Origin of the sequence: Legionella hackeliae (assembly GCF_000953655.1) — a bacterium.
GTDB classification, from domain to species: Bacteria; Pseudomonadota; Gammaproteobacteria; order Legionellales; family Legionellaceae; genus Tatlockia; species Tatlockia hackeliae.
Genome location: NZ_LN681225.1, coordinates 1,685,429 through 1,704,710, shown reverse-complemented (window position 1 = coordinate 1,704,710; position 19,282 = coordinate 1,685,429). Strand labels below are relative to the sequence as shown.

Below are 19,282 nucleotides of genomic sequence, written 5' to 3'. Positions count from 1 at the left end.
ATAAGGTATTAGAAAACTAAAATTATCTAGCGTAGTAATGAAAATGATCCATTAACACCATTTGCAGCAAGCCTGTTTTTCAAGGAATCTGTCATTTGTTTATTCGCAAATGGACCTACTCTGACAATAAAACGTTGCTGATACCTCTCGATAATAACTGGTGACGGTGTCATTTTGGACAACTTACTTTGTAAGGCATTCGCTAAAGCTTGGGAATTAAAAGCCCCCGCCTGAACATAATAATGTGCCACTCGCTTCCCGGTATTCAGCGCTTCAATTTCTACTGGTGCTGTACCATTGGGGAGTAATCCCAGTTTTGTTGCAGCGGCATAGGATAAATCGATTACACGATCATTACGAAAGGGCCCGCGATCATTCACTTTAACTATGGCAGTTCGACCATTATTTAGATTTTTTACCCTAACATAAGTTGGTAATGGCAATGTTTTATGGGCAGCAGTCATCGCATACATATCGTAATTGTCACCACTTGATGTGCGTTGTTTGTGAAATTTTGTGCCATACCAGGACGCTATGCCACGCGTTTTATAGCCGCTAGAATTTTTTAATACCTGGTAGGTGCGACCTTCGACTGCGTAGGTATCTGGATTACCATAGCGACTAAATGGCTCGAACTTCGGTTTAACTTCTTTAATGGAAACTGGTCCTCTTTCCGTTGGTGCGCCATCTTTTTCTTGCGTGTACCTTGAATGGGGTTTTGTGGTGGCCTTTGACTTGTTTTTTACGCCATTGGCTGAGATTTGATGATTAGAAACAGTTGACTCAGGAGGCGTTGCACAACTACTTAGAACTAAAAAAGCAAAAAAATAGACAAATCGCATTATCGATACTCAAAATTATTATTCTTTTTTTTAATATATACAAAGAGAAAAAGTATGAAAATACTTTTAATGTAATTTGGTTGTCGGATTGAGGCTGTGATAAGATTATCGCATTTTTTTGTAACCATGAGTATAGAAACATGAAGTCAACATTCTCAGCACATCGATTACTATTAATAGCTGGCCTACTTGTAAAATCAGGTACTTTTTTCGCAGCAGATACTTTACCTACTGCTAGCTTGTCTAATAGCGTTCCACCTTCAACGGCCATGAGTAATAAACCTCTTATTACACCTTCAGCGCCCACGCTAAATGCCAAAGCCTATATTCTTATTGACGTAAATAGCGGAAAAATTATTGCTGAAAAAAACAGTGAGGAAAAATTACCTCCTGCTAGCTTAACCAAAATGATGACTCTCTATGTGATCTCGAATGCTCTTCATAATCAGCAAGTGCATTTAACAGACAATGTTCGAGTTAGCCGTGATGCGTGGAAAACCGGTGGCTCACGTATGTTTATCAAAGAAGGTCAACAAGTTCCTATCGAGGATTTACTCAAGGGAATTATTGTTGATTCTGGCAATGATGCTTGCGTTGCAATGGCTGAGCATCTTGGTGGTAGTGAACAAGGTTTCGCTGAAATTATGAATCAACAGGCGCAAAACCTAGGTATGAAAGATAGTCATTTCACGGACAGTACAGGCTTGCCGGACGAAAATTTATATACAACCGCGAAGGATTTAGCCATCTTGGGACGTGCATTAGTTCTTAACTTCCCTCAGTACTACCATTGGTATAAGCAAAAATGGTTTACTTATAACGGAATACGTCAACCCAATCGTAATCGTCTGTTATGGCGTGATAGCCAGGTTGATGGAATAAAAACGGGGCATACGAACGATGCAGGATTTTGCTTGGTTTCTTCTGCAAAGCGGGACAACATGCGACTTCTGGCAGTTGTAATGGGCTCCCCTACGGATGCCGCACGTGCGGATGATAGTGAACGTTTATTAAATTACGGTTTCCGCTTTTTTGAAACGCATGAACTTTATAAAGGTGGTAAAACTATCAGCGAAATTCCCGTGTACAAAGGGGCTGTGAGCAAGCTAAATGTTGGCTTAAAAGATGATCAATTCGTGACCATTCCAAATGGTCAATATCAACGTTTGAGTATCAATACTAAAGTTTCACAAAATTTACAGGCTCCTATTAAAAAAGGAGATAAAGTAGGCGAATTGGTTATACAATTTGATAATAGCATTATCGGAACTCAAAACCTTTATGCTCTGCAGGATGTGCCCCAAGGTGGCATTTTTACACGCATGAAAGACTCTCTGCGTTTGACTTTCAGAGGTTGGTTTGGTTAGGACAATAAATGTCAGGTATTGTTTATCTTAACGGCAAGTATGTAGAGGCTTGCGATGCGAAAATCTCGGTTTTTGACCGAGGTTTTCTATTCGGTGATGCGGTTTATGAAGTCATACCCGTTTACAACGATCGTCCTTTCTTTGTAGATAGGCACTTAGGACGATTAAAAACAAGTCTTTCGCATTCGCGAATAGTCGCCCCTCAATTAGATTGGAAAGAAATTTTCCATAATTTAATCAAAAAAAACGGTGGTGGTAACCTACAAATTTATCTGCAAATTACGCGTGGCAATCAAGGGGTTCGTAAGCACGACATACCTTCTGGTATAGAGCCTACAATCGTTGCATTTACTCTTCATACCCCGTATGCCTCTCTTGAAACTAAACGAAAAGGGTTAAATGCTAACCTTGTTGAGGATATTCGTTGGAGTCGATGTGATATTAAAACAACTTCTCTACTAGCAAACATTCTCCTCAATGATGATGCCGTATCAAAGGGGGCTAATACTGCCATTCTATCGCGCGAGGGGTTGTTGACAGAAGGAAGTGCCAGTAATGTGTTTTTAGTTGATAACGGTGTTGTTTACACTCCGCCTCTTAATAATCTATGCTTACCTGGTATCACACGACAAATTGCCATCGAGCTTATACAGTCTCTATCATGGACTTTTCGCGAAGAAAATATCCCTGCTAAAGCTCTTTATAAAGCTGAAGAGGTATGGATAACGAGTACTACCAAAGAAATTTATCCTGTCACTCGCATTGATGATTCACCAGTAGGTGATGGTACGGCCGGGCGATATTGGGAGCAAATTAATGCTAAGTATCAACAATTAATTGTTAATAACTATGACTGATAAAAAATCGCTAATTGAATTTCCTTGTAACTTTCCTTTAAAAATAATTGGTACTAATACCGAGAATTTTTTTAAAGAGATTGCCGAAATTGCACGCAAACATTTTCCTGAAACATTGGACGAAGCCATTGTTTGTCAAGAAAGTAAACAAGGCAATTATCTGGCTATCACTGTGACTATTTTTGTTCACGATCAAGTCACACTTGATGCACTTTATTTCGAATTAACTGAGCATCCTGATATTAAAATGGTATTATGATGTGGAATATCAAAAACTTAGGCCTAAAGCCCTACTCTACAGTTTGGAATGACATGAAGGAATTTACCTCCACAAGGAGCGAACAGACCGTTGATGAGTTATGGCTTTTGGAGCATTCACCTGTATATACGCAAGGACAGGCTGGCAAGGCTGAGCATGTACTGAACCCACGCTCCATCCCTATAATACAAAGTGATCGCGGAGGACAAGTAACTTATCATGGACCTGGACAGCTCGTTGGTTATATTCTTATGGATATTAGACGACAACATCTTGGTATCAGAACATTGGTTAGTCAGCTTGAACAAGTTTTAATTTCAATGTTAGCCTATTATCAGATAGAAGCTACAACACGCCAAGGTGCACCTGGCGTTTATGTCAATGATAAAAAAATAGCATCTATAGGGTTGCGCGTAAAAAATGGTTGCACCTACCATGGAATCGCGCTGAATGTGGCGATGGATTTAAGTCCATTTGATGGTATTAATCCCTGTGGATATGCTAAATTACAAATGACTCAAATTAGTGATTATGTTTCCGATGTGAGTGTTTCTAGCGTCAGTAAACAGTTTACTGAAGCATTTTTAACTCAATTTGAACAGTAGGCTATGCATTTTTTTTCTGAATATATTCAACCGCTTACTATTTGGCTTTATGCCCATCCTCATTGGGCTTTGCTTATTACATTCCTCATTTCATTTGCGGAATCCTTAGCCATTATCGGAAGTATCATTCCGGGTTCTGTCACTATGACTGCCATTGGTATTCTTGCTGGCTCTGGAGTAATGCGCATTGATTTAACCTTGCTCGCCGCTACTTTAGGTGCTATTGCTGGAGATAGTGCAAGCTATTTGCTAGGTTATACATTTAGCGATAGGTTGGTCAATTTTTGGCCGTTTAGCCGCTATCCCAATTGGTTACGTTTAGGAAAAGAATATTTTTCTCGTCACGGTGGTAAGAGCGTTTTAATAGGCCGTTTTGTTGGGCCACTACGTTCAATTATTCCTGTTATTGCGGGGATGATGGGAATGAGCCAATGGCGTTTCTTTATTGCTAACACTCTCTCAGCAATAGGCTGGGCTATTTTATATGTTTTTCCTGGCATTCTAATTGGAGCTGCAAGTAGCGAACTTTCTCATGAAAGTGCAACCCGTCTCTTTCTTTTGGTTTTGTTGTTGCTAGCGGGTATTTGGTTGTTAAGTGTTGGTTTAAAATGGTTATTTATACGGTTAAATCATTTATTACGCGTCAGTTTGCATGGGCTATGGTCATGGTCCCGCAATCATCCTCATTTAGCAAGACTTTTTAAGCTCTTAACGCCTGCTGATGAACTAGACTATTATCCGACGGCATCTTTGGTAGTTTTGTTTTCCCTTGGCACACTGTTTTTTTGTATTTTAACCGGCTTAGTCATTCACGAAGTTTTGATCGTGGATATTAATCAATCTATTTATCTGTTTTTACAAAGCTTACGTACGCATGCATTTGATGCCTTTTTTATTATTGTTTCTCAAATTATCAATCCCTTTACGTTATCCATATTAGTGCTAGTGGTGTCTGTTATAGCGATTTATTTTCGCGATTGGCGCTCCTTAATCTATTGGCTTAGTCTCGGTATATCGTGCACGATTATTTTGCTTATCTTGCATGGATTAATTGCAAACCTAAGACCCCAAGGGTTATTAGAAGTCAAGGACAGTTATTCATACCCACTAATTGAACTTACCTTTGCCACGGCTTTTTTTTCAGCCTTCATGTTTTTTATCAATACTTATGGACGAACACTTATTAATCGTTTTGTTAAAATCACTTTATCTGTGGGTTTATTTCTTTCAGGATTTGCTGCTTTATATTTAGGAGATAATTGGATAACAGATATTCTTGGTGCTTATCTTTGTGGTTTTAGCTTATGTTTGCTTCACTGGTTATTTTATCGTCGTTATAAATCCAATATTGCTTGTACAACCTATGGGCCTTTGAAAATTCTATTATTACTAGTCGTAGTCGCTGGTGTGAGTGCAGGTTATAACTATCGCCAAATGATACGCGATCATCAACCCTATTTAGCTCAATATGTTTTTACCGATGAATTGTGGTGGGAGCAATCGAAACCTATATTGCCTGTCTACCGAACTAATCGTATTGGCAATTATGTCAGTGTGTTCAATATTCAGTATGTGGGTTCATTGGCTAACCTGGAACATGCATTGACAAATTTCGGCTGGAAAAAAGTTAATGATTCGTTATTTAATTCTCTTCTTACAAGAATAAGTGGCCAAGCTTCTGCTCAGGATTTACCTTTGATGGCACAGCTTTACTTGAATCGTAGGCCGGTTTTAATGATGATTTATCAACCTAAAGATGGTAATCCTGTACAAATTTTACGGGTTTGGCGATCTAATTATCATCTCCAACATTTTCGTCAACCAATATGGCTTGGTAGTGTTCATCCCAGAAAGCTGTTAAAACCTCATGAGCTTAATAAAAGTATTCCCAAACAAGGTAATCGCCCAGCTTCACTCTTTTATATAAGCTCTGCACTACCTGAATTTTTGCAACGCCAAACTCCGTTACCTATTCAACTAAAGTTACCAGTGCAAGTGGAACCTAATTTACTTTTAATTAAAGAATCACCCAATGATTTAAACCGTTAAACCAGCATTATGAATTCGAGACATCTTTCATTGTCTGATGTACACTAGAAGACTTTAGTCATTATATACAGAGGGACTAATTTAATGATTAGCATCGCAGATGGAATTCACTTATTACTTCCTGCTTTAGCCTTGTTGGTATTTACTCTGGGTCTTAAGTTTAGGCGTAATAATTATGTTCTAGTCGCCTTATGGATAAGTCTTATCGCATTAATACTTCAATACCATGCATCTGGCGGTGAAATTCTTGGAAGTTATTTCAATCATATGCATGCGGCGGCATACTCACTGAATATTATTGTTCTGTTGGCCTCTATATTCTTTTTCATGTTTACTTTTCTTATTGGAAAAATAAACAATCTTTTGCAATATGGTATTGGCCTGGTTGGCGCAGTACTGGTTACTGGCTCCGTTTTGTTGCTAATTAATCTATGGATCAATGCTAATTTTGTTGAAAATCGCTTGCCAGGAACCCCTATTCTTCAAGTAGCCACATTTAATAAGCCGTCCTACTGTGGTTATAAATATGTTTTTTATAAAATCAATGCAAACGGCAAAGTTGAGTTTATGTGCCCTAATCACTATGGCCTGTTACCTTCAGTGGGTGAATTAGAGACAGCACCTGACTTTGTAATTAAACAATTACCTAAGCAATTACAAACTAAATTTCAACAAACATCCAGAGAACAAATTGACGCTAAGCCTTAGTTTTTTTACCATGTAGAAATCATCGTTTTTTAAGTGCTTGATAATTTGTTCTGGTGTTTAGTTTTTGTTAATATAATGGAAATTTTTATATAGTTACTACCATGCGAAGCTTGCTTTTATCTATATTAGTTTTATTTTCTTCAGTGTCATCGAGCATGGCACCCAAATTAAATTGGGATAAAGCAATTGATAAGGCTGTTTATCGCTATGGCTTAAGGACAGAACCTGAATTAATGCGCAATTTTTCACAAGCGCAAGTGGCATACCCTCCCAAGGATGTCGCGCTTTTAGCCTTTAAGAAAGAACGACAAGTAGAATTATGGGCTAAAAACGATGATCAATCCTGGCATTTCATAAAGAACTACCCTTTAACTGCTTTTAGCGGTCGGCTAGGGCCAAAACTAAAAGAAAGAGATGGACAAATTCCTGAAGGAGTTTATCGTTTAATAACATTTAACCCCTTCAGTTCCATGCATTTGTCAATGATGATTGATTACCCAAATAATTTTGATCGCCTGCAAGCAGCCAAGGACGGTCGAAGAAATTTAGGTAATAATATTTTCCTGCATGGTAAATCACTTTCGGTAGGATGCCTAGCGGTTGGAGACAGAGGGATCGACCAGCTCTTTTTATTAGCCCGTCGTGTTGGGCTCCGTCATGTCAAAGTTATTATCGCTCCCAATGACTTGCGTGTGAGCAAGCCAGCCACTTCAAATTTTGCTCAACCACGCTGGTTACCTGAGTTGTATAAGCAAATTTCTGCTGCATTAGCCCCATTTCCAGCGACTCATAAAAAAGTATTAATGGCGACAAAATAGGTATTTTACATTTTTTTATTGGAAAAGTAGCAAATACTAATGAGTTGATTCTATACTAAATTAAACAAAAATAAGAATTAACTACTAAAGATGACTAATTTCAAAAGACAGTCATGGTCAACAATCGATGTTAGAACACTGCCTCAGCATGACTCTCTATTGTCATGCCTTGTTCTTCTAACCCGTTATTATCAAACACCTTATTCACCACAATCACTTATAGCAAGGTTACCTCTTAAAGATAATCGCTTAACGCCAGAGCTATTTTCCCGTGCTGCGAGTCGCGCTTCATTAGAGACGGAGTTAATTGATACGCCGCTCGATAAAATTGATATTCATAAGTTGCCTATCATTATCCTATTAAAGAACGGTGAGGCTTGTTTATTAATTGAAGAAAATAATGAGAAAAAAATCATTAATCCGCAAAATCCAGAAAAAGTAGCTGAACTTGATGAGGTTCTCTCCCAATATTCTGGCCAGGCTATTCGAGTACAACCAGAATACAAACATACGACACGCGCTGAGGCGACGTTAGGGCAGGAGCCTAAAAATTGGTTTTGGAAGGTTATCTTAAAGACATTGCCTATGTATTCCGAAGTGTTGATGGCTTCCTTTCTAATTAATCTTTTTGCATTGGTCATTCCATTGTTTACGATGAATGTTTACGATCGTGTGGTACCCAATCATGCAATTGAAACAATGTGGGTTTTGGCGAGCGGTGTCGCCTTAGTTTTCATTTTTGATGTTATTCTTAAAACCTTGCGTGCCTATTTTATTGATGTTGCCAGTAAACGCAGCGATCTTGAACTATCTGCTAGTATTTTTGAACAGATACTTGGCGTCAATATGGGGGCTCGACCAAAATCTGTTGGTGCTCTGGCTAACACCGTTCAGTCATTTGAAATTTTTCGCGACTTTATTACATCCAGCACCATGACTGTTTTAGTCGACTTGCCATTTACAGCAATTTTTATCCTGGTTATTTATTTTATTGGTGGTATTTTATTTTTGATTCCCCTATTAATAATTCCTGTTATTTTCTTTATTGGATTTATATTACAACTGCCCTTAATTAAATTAACCAAACAATCTTATCAATACTCAGCAGAGAAACAGGCTGTTCTCTTTGAATCATTAGCAAATATTGAAACAGTTAAAACATCTGGAGCAGAATCGATTTTGCAATCTAAATGGGAACAACTGATTCGGTTGTCCGCATTGAACGGAATGAAATTACGTTTAACATCCACTTCCAGCTTAAATCTCGCTGCCCTTATTCAACAAGGAGCTACCATAGTGATGGTTATTGCAGGGGTTTATTTAATTAGCGAAGGCCAACTCACTATGGGAGCACTTATTGCATGTACGCTATTAACCGGACGTGCATTGGCGCCGATGTCTCAAGTTGCTTCACTGCTGACACGATATTATCAATCAGTTAATGCTTTAAAATCACTTAATCGTGTTATGCAATTACCTGTTGATGCAGCAGAGGGAGCCCACTATCTTCACCGCCCTACTTTGCAAGGTAATATTGAGTTTCAACAGGTTTCTTTTCAATATGAAGGTACTGCCAATGCGATTTTAAAAAGCTTAAGCTTTAAAATCACCTCTGGTGAAAAGGTAGCCATTATCGGACGAGTCGGATCAGGTAAATCAACACTTGCAAAACTTATTTTGAAGCTTTATTTACCGACAGAAGGCATTATTTTCCTGGACGGCACTGATTATCGCCAAATTAATCCCGACGATTTACGACAACAAGTTGGCTATGTCCCTCAAGATGTTTCTTTATTGTATGGATCAGTGAGAGAAAACATCTGTATTGGAGCGCCGTTTATTGATGATGTTTCCTTAATAAATGCTTCCAATATTGCCGGAGTGGGTGCCTTCACAAACAACCATCCTGAAGGATTTGACAGGCAAGTAGGAGAAAAAGGCGGTGAGCTATCTGGGGGACAGAGACAATCTGTTGCAATAGCGAGAGCTCTACTGACAGATCCTAAAATTTTACTGTTTGATGAACCGACTTCTGCTATGGATGATAGTAGTGAACGTCGCTTTAAGCAGCAATTACTTGCTCATATGACTGAAAAACATACGCTATTGTTGGTAACTCATAAAGTATCGATGTTGGAACTAGTATCAAGAATAATTGTCCTGGACGATGGCAAAATAATTGCAGATGGTCCCAAGGAATCAGTTCTTTCTGCCCTTAGAGCTGGCATGACAGTCGAGAGGTCATCTACATGAAGTATCAAGAAAAATCTCATTTATTTACCCATATCATTTTATGGAGTTCCATCTTATTCGTAGTTTGCGCGTTAATTTGGGCGCATTATGCTATTTTGGATGAGGTAACTTCAGGGCAAGGGAAAGTAATTCCCTCTAGCCAAATACAAATTATCCAAAATTTAGAGGGTGGAATTGTCAGCAAACTCTATGTTCAAGAAGGTGAAATTGTTAAGAAAAATCAAATTTTGATGCAAATTGATAATACACGCTTTATGGCGACTTATAACGAGGCAGGAAAGAAAATGGCTTCATTAGAAATTGCCGTCATTAGACTTTCAGCAGAAATGAATAACAAGCCTATGGAAGTTCCACCGGAATTTTTAAAGAACAACCCAGATCTAGTGGAAGCTGAGAAAGCATTGTATGAATCCAGACAAGAAGAATTACGACAGCTTAATTCTGCTTTAGGTTATGCCCAAAAAGAGCTCGATTTGTCCAAGCCACTTGTATCCAAAGGGGCTGTTTCAGAAGTGGAAATTATGCGCTTGGAGCGCTCTGTGAATGAATTAAAAGGGAAAATTTATCAATTTAAATCACAGGCGCTTGAGCAACTTAATAAAGCAAAAGGTGAGCTAGCAGCACTCAAAGAATCACAGCAAGCGGATAAAGATAGACTTGTGCGTACAACCGTGCGCTCACCTGTAAAGGGTGTTGTAAAGCGTATTAAGGTAAATACTATTGGCGGTGTTATCCAACCAGGTATGGATATTATTGAAATAGTTCCTCTCGATGATACCTTATTGATTGAAGCTAAAATCAGGCCTTCCGATATCGGTTTCATTCATCCGGGACAAAAAGCTATCGTCAAATTATCTGCCTATGAGTTTCCAATTTATGGCGGTCTAACCGGTAAAGTTGAACAAATCAGTGCTGATACAATTACTGATGAAAAAAGTACTTCAGGCAAAGAGGAAACGTATTATTTGATTCGCGTCAGAACAGAAAAAAATTACCTGGGAACGGAAGGAAAGCCACTTTATATCATACCTGGAATGATGGCGACCGTAGATATTCTAACAGGTAAAAAAAGTGTCTTGCAGTATCTATTAAAACCTATTTTGAAGGCTCGGGAGGCCGCGTTGAGAGAGAGATAAGAATGAATCTCCTTACGGAGATTCATTGAACATCATTCATGTTCTGGAGCAACAACAAAGATTCCCGGAGCATTACGAAGATATTCATTATAATCCATACCATAGCCAAAAATATAATGATCATCGACTTGTAGCCCAACAAAGTCAGCATTTTTTAAACCATCGGGAACACGTTTATGGTGCTTATCAACCAATACAGCACTATAAACTTCACTAGCCCCCATCGCTTTAATTTCGCCCATAATAGCTGCTAAAGTCACGCCGCCGTCGAGAATATCGTCAACAACTAAAACAGTTCTATTCGCCAGATTAACGCTTGGTCTTACTTTCCAATGCAATTCCCCTCCCTTTATGTCTCCGCAGTAGCGAGTTGCATGAACATAGTCCACCTCCAATGGGAAATCAAGACGTGGTAATAAATTACCCATAGGGACTAAACCGCCAATCATGACACACAGGATAATTGGATTTTTATCGTGCAATTGTGCATGAATGTTGATTGCCATGCGATCCAAAGCCGCTTCTACTTCTTTAGTTGTAAAAAGGCAACTTGCCTGTTCATATACATCTTTAATTTTACTTGGAATAGACATCAGGAATCCTAGGATTTTAACAAATTAATCTTTACGTTTATTAGGGACGGGAAACATACTTACCTTCCCCTCTTCCATTGTTTTATCGCGAACTTTTGCTACGCCTTGTTTGTTCACCTCATCAATGCGAAAAATAGCATGCATAGGTATAAAAGTACGTTTAACACTATTAAACTCAACTTTTAACCGCTCTTCAGATGGATCAACAACTAGAGCAGAATTCTCCCCGAAAACAAAATCCTCAACCTCAAGAAACCCAAAGATTTCGCTTTCACATACCTTTCGCGCATAAATTTCATAGATGACATCTTGATTGGCAAAAGTTATACGGTATAGCGTTTTTTTTGACATGCCGATAAATCCAAAATTTAACCCCAGCCGCATTATAACGAATCTTAACAAAGCTGTTCAAACAATCTTGAAAGATTTATTAATTAAACATTATTTGAAAAGTGTTTGTAATGGTAGGCTTTCACGATCCAATAGTTCTTCTTCGACAACTTCAGGGTGAAGAGCAGTAAATCCTTCTTCATATTTTTGTACAACAAAACAATAGAAGCCTGCCGGGCAAGGCCACATCATTTTCCCAACTTCGTTTAAAAATTCAAGTCGGTTAATCCAATTCTCTTTATAAACCGGGGGAATAAAATAAAAACTGGATAAATGGCATTGAATATAATTACGATGAAGCATGGCGCGTTTTATAAAAAAAACTGACATTGAGTGGGTCCTTAGCGTTCCGAAGCAGGTATGCCAACCGAAACGCATCATCCAGCCCCATAAACTCATTGGATTTATTCCAAAGAAAACGGCATAGCCCATCGGTTTTAAAATTCTATCAATTTCATCAATCGGATTTTTTTGGTGAGTAAATGCTTCCATGGTAAGCGGTGCAATAACGCAATCAATACTATGTCTATCGAGTGGCAGTGAATTAAGCGCTGAGATCATGCTATTTGAAGAATTGAAGTATGGGCCGGCTAGCCATTTACGATTATAGTGAAGCAAACTTAGCCAAGGATTATCACCGCAATCGCCAAGCTGTAGTAAAGTTTCGCCGTATAAAAATTTCGCTAGTGGTTCCAGCTCTGCTTTAAACGCTTGTCCAACGTGACTGCCTTGGTCAGATAAAAACCAATTGCGCAGGGCTTGAAACCTATTTTTATGATCATCAAAAGACAAAGCTTAGCCCCGTAAGATAAAAGCAAATTCTCTTTTTGTACCATACAGTTATATTAGCAGCAAGAGGGACACTATCCCACATTATTACGATTAATGTTCCAGAAAATGTAATAAGTTATCAATTTCGGAAACTAATGTGATATCAGCTGAACCAGGTCCCATGTTTTCTTCTGTGGCTACTAATTTTAAATTAATGTCATCACGCCAGTTTTTAAGGGCTACTATCCGTTCATTTTTTGTAAGTTCTTCGTCGGCCAATACTGCAGAAGGATTACAATAATGGCGCATCGGATTGGTAATTTTTTCATCATACTCCATTTTTCCGCCTCCTTTTATTTTACTATAAGTTTAGCTTATTAGCTTTTTATTTAAGGTTCATTAAGTTATAGTTGCCGTGTAAATAATAAAAGCAAAGTCTATTCATGGAAAGAATAAAGCAAGAATCACCATTGCCTCTCGTTGCTCATTTGCTTCTCAAGAGCAATCTAATGAGTCGGGAAAAAATTGTACAATGTCAACATCATGCGATGGCATCGCAGCAAACACTTCAGGATTATCTTCTAGCAAATGAGATGGTCTCTGAGCAACAATTGTCTCTATTGTTATCCACGCATTTTGCCCTCCAGTATTTGGATTTGGATTCTATCGAGATGGACTCCATTCCCTGGCGTATTCTTGATGCAAAGCTAATGCATCAATTGCGTGTAGTACCTCTGATGATACGGGAGAATCATTTGATTCTAGGCACTGACGATCCTAGTCGCCAATCAACTCTTAAAGAGGTTCAATTCTATACAAGCTTATCAGCCTCCTTTATTCTTGTTGAAGCGTCAAAATTAACCAGACTGATTGAAAAAATTAATCAGCGAAAACTAAGCGAAGGCCCAAGGCTTCATTCTGCTTCTCTCATGTCAAATAACGTATCCATGGAAAGCACTGAAAGTGACGATGATTCTTCAATTGTACATTTTGTAGATCAGATTTTTTTTGATGCAATTAAAAGGAAAGTGTCGGACATTCATTTTGAACTCTATGACGATAGATATCGCATTCGCTATCGCCTGGATGGTATTTTAATTGAAACCGCTACCCCCTCACCTGATTTGGCTAAAAGAATAACAGCGCGAATCAAAATCATGTCTAACCTTGATATTTCTGAGCGCCGTATTCCACAGGATGGACGTTTTAACGTTTCATTTAATGAAGGCTCTTCAAGAGACTGTCGGGTGAATATCTGCCCTACTATCAACGGGGAAAAAGTGGTGGTTCGTATTCTTAATCCGGATACTTCCATGATTAGGATTGATGAGTTGGGTTTTAATGCACTGCAAAAAAAATATTTCCTGGAAGCCATTGCTAAACCTCAGGGAATAATTTTAGTGACTGGTCCTACCGGCAGTGGCAAAACAGTTTCTTTATACACAGCACTTAGTATGTTAAACACCTGTGAGAAAAATATTTCTACAGCGGAGGATCCCGTTGAAATAAAAGTATCCGGTATTAATCAAGTTAATATTAACCCGAAAGTAGGATTAACGTTTGCTAATGTCCTGCGCTCTTTTCTACGACAAGACCCAGATATCATTATGATAGGAGAAATTCGTGATGTTGAAACCGCAGAAATTGCCGTTAAAGCAGCACAAACAGGACATTTGGTCTTGTCTACTTTGCACACTAATAGTGCTGCAGAAACGTTGACTCGATTAAACAGCATGGGTATTTCATCATTTGATCTGGGAAGCTCTATAAATCTTTTAATCGCTCAGCGTCTGGTCAGAAGATTATGTTCTTATTGCAAGCAAGCACATGTGGAAACTGAAAGGGACACGGCTAGTGTCTATAAGGCAGTTGGATGCAATCAATGCATGAATGGCTATCACGGTCGTATTGGAATATTTGAAGTCATGCCTGTTACATCAACGATTCAACAACTAATTATTTCCGGTAGCCCTCCTGTTGAAATTCTTAAGCAAGCACAAGAAGAAGGAATGCTAACTGTGTATCAAGCCGGCCTTGAAAAAATTAAAGAAGGTCTAACCACCATCGAAGAAGTGAATCGAGTGACAGTACGTAATGATTAATCAATCTAAATTTTTAGCTATGTTAAAAAAAGACCAAGCATGGGGACTTGCTCTTACAAAGAAAATCCATCAAACAGACATTACAATGTTTAGTCGACAAATGGCAACGATGATTGGTGCTGGCATGCCGTTAGTACCCGCATTTGATGTGATAAGAAGAAGCACCACTAATAAGCATTTGAAGTCATTGGTATTAGAAATAAAAGACGATATTGAAGCAAGCGATTCATTTGCTGAGGCACTACATAAACATCCGACACATTTTAATTCACTATTCTGTAGTCTTATTGACGCAGGAGAAAAGTCAGGCACGCTGGCAATTATGCTTGATAAGATCGCAACCTATCAAGAAAGACTTGATACGGTGCGAAGAAAAGTTAAAAAGGCAATGGCTTATCCCCTGACAGTTTTACTAATGGCCTTTTTCATTACCAGTGGATTATTAATGTTCGTTATTCCTCAATTCATTGTCTTATTTCAATCATTTGGTGCTGAACTTCCTTTTCTTACAAGAACCATTATTCATCTATCAAATATATTTCAAACGTATGGATATGTCCTCTTAGGAACTTTTATCGGAGTTATTGGCGGTATAATTTATCGCAAAAAGACATCATTAGATTTTTCTCGCCGAATCGATCACATCTTGCTAAAACTACCAGTATTTGGACTGCTGTTAACCAAATCTATCATCGCGAGATTCTCGCGGACATTAGCAATTACTTTTTCAGCAGGTTTACCACTCATGCAAGCATTACAAGCGGCAGGAAATGTAACAGGTAATCGCATCTATCAATTAGCAAGTTGCCGTATTCAAGATGCAATTGCTTATGGCCAACAACTGAATCTGGCCTTAGAAAATACAGGTCTATTTCCTGCTCTAGTTATTCAAATAGTTGCTATTGGTGAAGAGTCAGGAACCCTTGAGATAATGTTAAATAAAATTGCAGATTACTATGAAGACGAAATAAATCATACTATTGAAACGCTTAATATTTTATTAGAACCATTTATCATGGCAATATTAGGTATTGTGATAGGAACTCTATTGCTAGCTGTCTACGTTCCTATTTTTAAACTTGGCTCTATAATGTGAAGCACCATGTTCAATCAAATTGAAATAGTTTCATCCCCTACTACTTACATTTTTTTAGCACTATTTACATTAGCTATTGGCAGCCTCTTAAATGTCATCATTTATCGTTTACCTATTATGCTTCGGACGGAGTTTGAAAAAGAGTGTCGTGCTTTTTTAAAATTACCAGAATTGGCAACTCATACCTTTAATTTATTTTTGCCCCGTTCCTTCTGTCCACAGTGTAAAACAACTATTTCAGCCTTTAACAACATTCCGATTGTGAGTTATTGCTTACAGCGGGGACGATGTAGGCAATGTGGCCATGCGATTCCTATACGCTACCCAATAGTTGAAGGAGTAACTTGTTTAATTGCCCTGCTTTCGGCCTGGACCTTTGGCTTTAATTTAACACTGTTATTTGTTTTACTATTCTCCTGGTTGTTGATTTGTCTTTTTTTTATTGATCTTGAACATCAGATTTTGCCTGATTCACTAACGCTCAGTTTATTATGGCTGGGTTTAATCGCTAATACACGAACCTTATTTGCTTCACTGACTGATGCTGTTTTAAGCAGTGTCATCGCCTATCTTAGTCTATGGCTGCTAATGAAAATATTTTACTGGATACGAGGTAAAGTGGGTATGGGCAATGGGGATTTTAAGTTATTCGCTGCATTGGCTGCCTGGTTTGGATGGACACAATTGCCACTTATTTTATTTGTAGCATCAATCCTTGGTGCTATAACAGGATTAACCTATCTTAAACTCACAAAGCAAGGGAAGGACACACCAATCCCCTTCGGCCCATTCCTCTGTATATCGGGATTTATCTCTTTATTTTGGGGAAAGGCAATTTTACATGGATATATCGGATTGTTTTTATAATGCTCAGTGCAAAAACGAGTTATAATTTTTAACAAAAGGTATTAATTATTTTCCTAATAGAGTATAAAGCACTCAATTCGTCTCAATTGAATCATTAAATGTTAAATAAATGTCGTTTCTTACTGACTGTAATTAATTTACTTCAACAAACTACACGTCAACTCTCTCTAGACACCCTCAGCAAAAGGTTAGAAAGTCAGCGTCTGCAGTTGGAAGCGATTATAGAAACGCTAAGTAAAGAGCAAGGTGCTCTTTACGAAAAAAAATTTGATGGCGAATATACAGCCATCAAAAAAATAGTTCGACAAGTATTAGAAGTGATTGTGGGAGTAAAACGAGGAAGTGAAACACTCTATGCCAATGTAATCAGTGAATTGTATCAGGCAATTGAGCTTGATAATGCAGCCAAGGTTTCTGAATTGATAAAAGCAGGGCAACGCTTATTTATAAATGGTATAGCCCTTAACGAGATAAATGCTACTCGTGGGACTTTTTTAGAATTTGCAGTGGGTAAAAAGCTACACGGCGTTGTCAAAATTCTGTTAGAACATGGCGCAAAGCCTAATTTGTTTGTTCAGCTTAAACGGGCACCGTTAAGATTGGCTATTAAGAATGAATGTCACGACACCTTAGCTATGCTTCTGGATTATGGTGCTAAGATTGATGAGAAAGCTCTCTATAAAGCCATTAAAACAGGCAACCTTTCTATTGTTCAACTTTTAGTTAATCGCGGAGCATCTCTTAAGCCGACTCCAGGTACCCTCATATCGGGAAAAACGAGTAAATTTAATTCGCCATTAAAGCTTGCGCTACAATTAAACCACCTGGAAATTGCACAATTTTTCATTGCTAAAATCAATGAAAACCCGCGATTGTGGCATGACACACTTAATCATTTCCTAAGTTATGCCCCCTTGGATTTATTGCAGGAATTTCTAACTAATCAATCATTTTCTACAACTACCAAATTAGCAACAATCGTTGTTACCCAAGTAGATAGAGATAATGCAATAGCAACATCTACCAGTGGCGAAATTTTACTAAAGCGCTTGCTAAAAAAAACATCAGAACCAGGAAAACGTTTAACTCTACTTAAATCTTTGATGCAACTGCTTTTTACACTTGATTATTTTCCCAGCAATTTAGAGAAAGAGTCTTGCTACAGCGATAGAGAGTTGATTAAAAACCTGTCCCAAGCCAATGATAATTCCCCTGTAAAAGAGTTGGCTAGTAGCCTGCACCAATCTATGCAAGCGGCATCTCAGCAAGGTGTTGTTGCCGCAGGATACCGTGTGCTCTTTGATGTTTTGGTATTTGCTGGGAATCACAACATAGGTTTTAGCGATGGCGTAGAGTTAATCAATAAAGTTGTTATTCAAGTGCACACTTATCACCAAGACAATAAATCCTGGCCATCGCTCGATAAAGTTAACTTGATTCTTGATGAAGAAATCCAAAAAATAGAATCAGTGTTGGTCAATAGCCCGAACTTGGAAAAAAATGATGAGAAACCTTGCGAAGAGTCGACTATCCGATTTCAGGCAATGGTAGGCGGAGAAATTTTTGCAAAACTCAACCCTCACCTTCCTGTAGGCGGCCAACCCACTAAAGCCGGTCGATGGTTCAAAAATATTCTCTCAATCCTTGTTAACACAATGGAGGAATCTAAGTTATTAAGCGAGGATTGGAGTGAAGAGAAGGCTCAGCAATTGTTACAAGACATCTGCAAGAGCTCTTCTGGCGTATCAATAGCGAATGATTCATTAAAGCCACAGGCAATTGGTTTCAACTTACGGATGCCAGACCATTTTATTCCAGGTGTTTTATTTAGTGATACTTCGAGTTGGCGTTATACAGTAATATGCCGATCATTTCTTCAGCCCAGTAATCAGTCAAATCGTGGTGCTGTAGAATTTATTATTCCTTCTAAATATACTAGCCAGCTTCCTTTTTTAATCAAAGACGTTACTAAACGAAGGTCTCATGAGTACATAGTGAGTGAATCTGCAAAAACTCGTGAAATAGAACATCGACTTTTGCAGCATTTTCTTATGATTGAAAAATTGACAGGTCTACGCGGTCGCTATTCAGAGCACTGTGCTCAGAAGGCTTATAAACTGCCCACTTGTTATATCAGTAACATTAAACCCCTTCTCCAATTGCTTGTTATAACTATGGCCAAGAGTACCGCCACCGAACAGCAATGGCAGCAATATAATGAAACGCTCAAGACACTAATTTTAAAGGAAATGAGTAAAGCAAATGTATGCTTAGAACAATTTAAATTCGAAGAGAAGATAGTTTCCGCAAAAAAATATTCTGAACAGCAAAAAACCTACAAGCTTATTTCTATTCTAAGTCGATGGAGTGAAATTAATCTTTTTAGCCCTAAGCTTGAGGAGGAAATTCGAGGCAAAGAAGCAACATTAAATCATGTCGGGGAACATACTATAGGCTTTTTCCCCTAGCACATCACTTAACTCTTTAAATTCTCAAATGACTATTATTTTTACATAAATTTATTTCTTTGATAAAGTAGCCCTTTCTTTGTCAAGGTTATCTTTTGGGA

General features: G+C 38.2%; 18 protein-coding genes. 13 read left to right on the top strand and 5 right to left on the bottom strand.

Annotated features, from left to right (window positions below; genetic code table 11):
• Positions 1-26 precede the first annotated feature (26 nt).
• Positions 27-842 carry a septal ring lytic transglycosylase RlpA family protein gene (locus LHA_RS07660; protein ID WP_045106019.1) on the bottom strand — a complete coding sequence of 272 codons (816 nt, stop codon included), beginning with the start codon at positions 840-842 and terminating at the stop codon, positions 27-29.
• Positions 843-982: 140 nt separating this feature from the next.
• Here LHA_RS07660 and LHA_RS07655 point away from each other — a divergent pair, with 140 nt between their 5' ends.
• The 9 genes from LHA_RS07655 to LHA_RS07615 all read left to right on the top strand — a co-directional run bounded on the left by LHA_RS07655 (position 983) and on the right by LHA_RS07615 (position 10,894).
• Positions 983-2,209 carry a D-alanyl-D-alanine carboxypeptidase family protein gene (locus LHA_RS07655; protein WP_045106018.1) on the top strand — a complete coding sequence of 409 codons (1,227 nt, stop codon included), beginning with the start codon at positions 983-985 and terminating at the stop codon, positions 2,207-2,209.
• An 8-nt stretch (positions 2,210-2,217) separates the two neighbouring features.
• A complete protein-coding gene (locus tag LHA_RS07650; RefSeq protein ID WP_045106017.1) occupies positions 2,218-3,066 on the top strand; it encodes a D-amino acid aminotransferase in 849 nt (282 codons plus the stop codon).
• Positions 3,059-3,325 carry an HP0495 family protein gene (locus LHA_RS07645; protein ID WP_045106016.1) on the top strand — a complete coding sequence of 89 codons (267 nt, stop codon included), beginning with the start codon at positions 3,059-3,061 and terminating at the stop codon, positions 3,323-3,325. The genes LHA_RS07650 and LHA_RS07645 overlap by 8 nt, the downstream gene beginning before the upstream one ends.
• A complete protein-coding gene (lipB, locus tag LHA_RS07640) occupies positions 3,325-3,930 on the top strand; it encodes a lipoyl(octanoyl) transferase LipB (protein WP_045106015.1) in 606 nt (201 codons plus the stop codon). Before LHA_RS07645 ends, lipB begins: the two co-directional genes overlap by 1 nt.
• Before the next feature lie 3 nt (positions 3,931-3,933).
• Positions 3,934-5,979, top strand: a complete 2,046-nt coding sequence (locus tag LHA_RS07635; protein WP_045106014.1) for a VTT domain-containing protein — start codon at positions 3,934-3,936, stop codon at positions 5,977-5,979.
• 84 nt (positions 5,980-6,063) lie between these two features.
• Positions 6,064-6,687, top strand: a complete 624-nt coding sequence (locus tag LHA_RS07630) for a hypothetical protein (RefSeq protein WP_045106013.1) — start codon at positions 6,064-6,066, stop codon at positions 6,685-6,687.
• Positions 6,688-6,788: 101 nt separating this feature from the next.
• Complete coding sequence (locus LHA_RS07625; protein ID WP_370447924.1) at positions 6,789-7,505, top strand: L,D-transpeptidase family protein; 717 nt, start codon at positions 6,789-6,791, stop codon at positions 7,503-7,505.
• A gap of 90 nt (positions 7,506-7,595) precedes the next feature.
• On the top strand, positions 7,596-9,758 hold the full coding sequence (locus LHA_RS07620; RefSeq protein WP_045106012.1) for a type I secretion system permease/ATPase: 2,163 nt from the start codon (positions 7,596-7,598) through the stop codon (positions 9,756-9,758).
• The gene (locus LHA_RS07615) at positions 9,755-10,894 is read left to right on the top strand and encodes an HlyD family type I secretion periplasmic adaptor subunit (RefSeq protein WP_045106011.1); all 1,140 of its coding nucleotides are present in this window, start codon (positions 9,755-9,757) and stop codon (positions 10,892-10,894) included. Before LHA_RS07620 ends, LHA_RS07615 begins: the two co-directional genes overlap by 4 nt.
• Positions 10,895-10,926: 32 nt before the next feature.
• On the opposite strand, the gene LHA_RS07610 is transcribed toward LHA_RS07615, so the two are convergent.
• The 4 genes from LHA_RS07610 to LHA_RS07595 all read right to left on the bottom strand — a co-directional run bounded on the left by LHA_RS07610 (position 10,927) and on the right by LHA_RS07595 (position 12,987).
• Positions 10,927-11,487, bottom strand: a complete 561-nt coding sequence (locus LHA_RS07610; RefSeq protein WP_045106010.1) for a hypoxanthine-guanine phosphoribosyltransferase — start codon at positions 11,485-11,487, stop codon at positions 10,927-10,929.
• A gap of 24 nt (positions 11,488-11,511) precedes the next feature.
• A complete protein-coding gene (locus LHA_RS07605; protein ID WP_045107465.1) occupies positions 11,512-11,838 on the bottom strand; it encodes a DUF1820 family protein in 327 nt (108 codons plus the stop codon).
• Positions 11,839-11,928: 90 nt separating this feature from the next.
• Positions 11,929-12,669, bottom strand: coding sequence for a methyltransferase domain-containing protein (locus LHA_RS07600; protein WP_045106009.1), 741 nt, complete (start codon positions 12,667-12,669; stop codon positions 11,929-11,931).
• Positions 12,670-12,759: 90 nt separating this feature from the next.
• A complete protein-coding gene (locus LHA_RS07595) occupies positions 12,760-12,987 on the bottom strand; it encodes a hypothetical protein (protein ID WP_045106008.1) in 228 nt (75 codons plus the stop codon).
• Between the two features lie 104 nt (positions 12,988-13,091).
• On the opposite strand from LHA_RS07595, the gene pilB reads away from it, so the two are divergent.
• From pilB to LHA_RS07575, 4 genes are all read left to right on the top strand, one after another.
• Positions 13,092-14,750, top strand: a complete 1,659-nt coding sequence (pilB, locus tag LHA_RS07590) for a type IV-A pilus assembly ATPase PilB (RefSeq protein WP_045106007.1) — start codon at positions 13,092-13,094, stop codon at positions 14,748-14,750.
• Positions 14,743-15,846, top strand: a complete 1,104-nt coding sequence (locus LHA_RS07585; RefSeq protein WP_052673635.1) for a type II secretion system F family protein — start codon at positions 14,743-14,745, stop codon at positions 15,844-15,846. Before pilB ends, LHA_RS07585 begins: the two co-directional genes overlap by 8 nt.
• A 6-nt stretch (positions 15,847-15,852) precedes the next feature.
• A complete protein-coding gene (locus LHA_RS07580; RefSeq protein WP_045106006.1) occupies positions 15,853-16,713 on the top strand; it encodes a prepilin peptidase in 861 nt (286 codons plus the stop codon).
• A 98-nt stretch (positions 16,714-16,811) separates the two neighbouring features.
• Complete coding sequence (locus LHA_RS07575; protein ID WP_045106005.1) at positions 16,812-19,181, top strand: ankyrin repeat domain-containing protein; 2,370 nt, start codon at positions 16,812-16,814, stop codon at positions 19,179-19,181.
• The last annotated feature ends 101 nt before the right edge of the window (positions 19,182-19,282 follow it).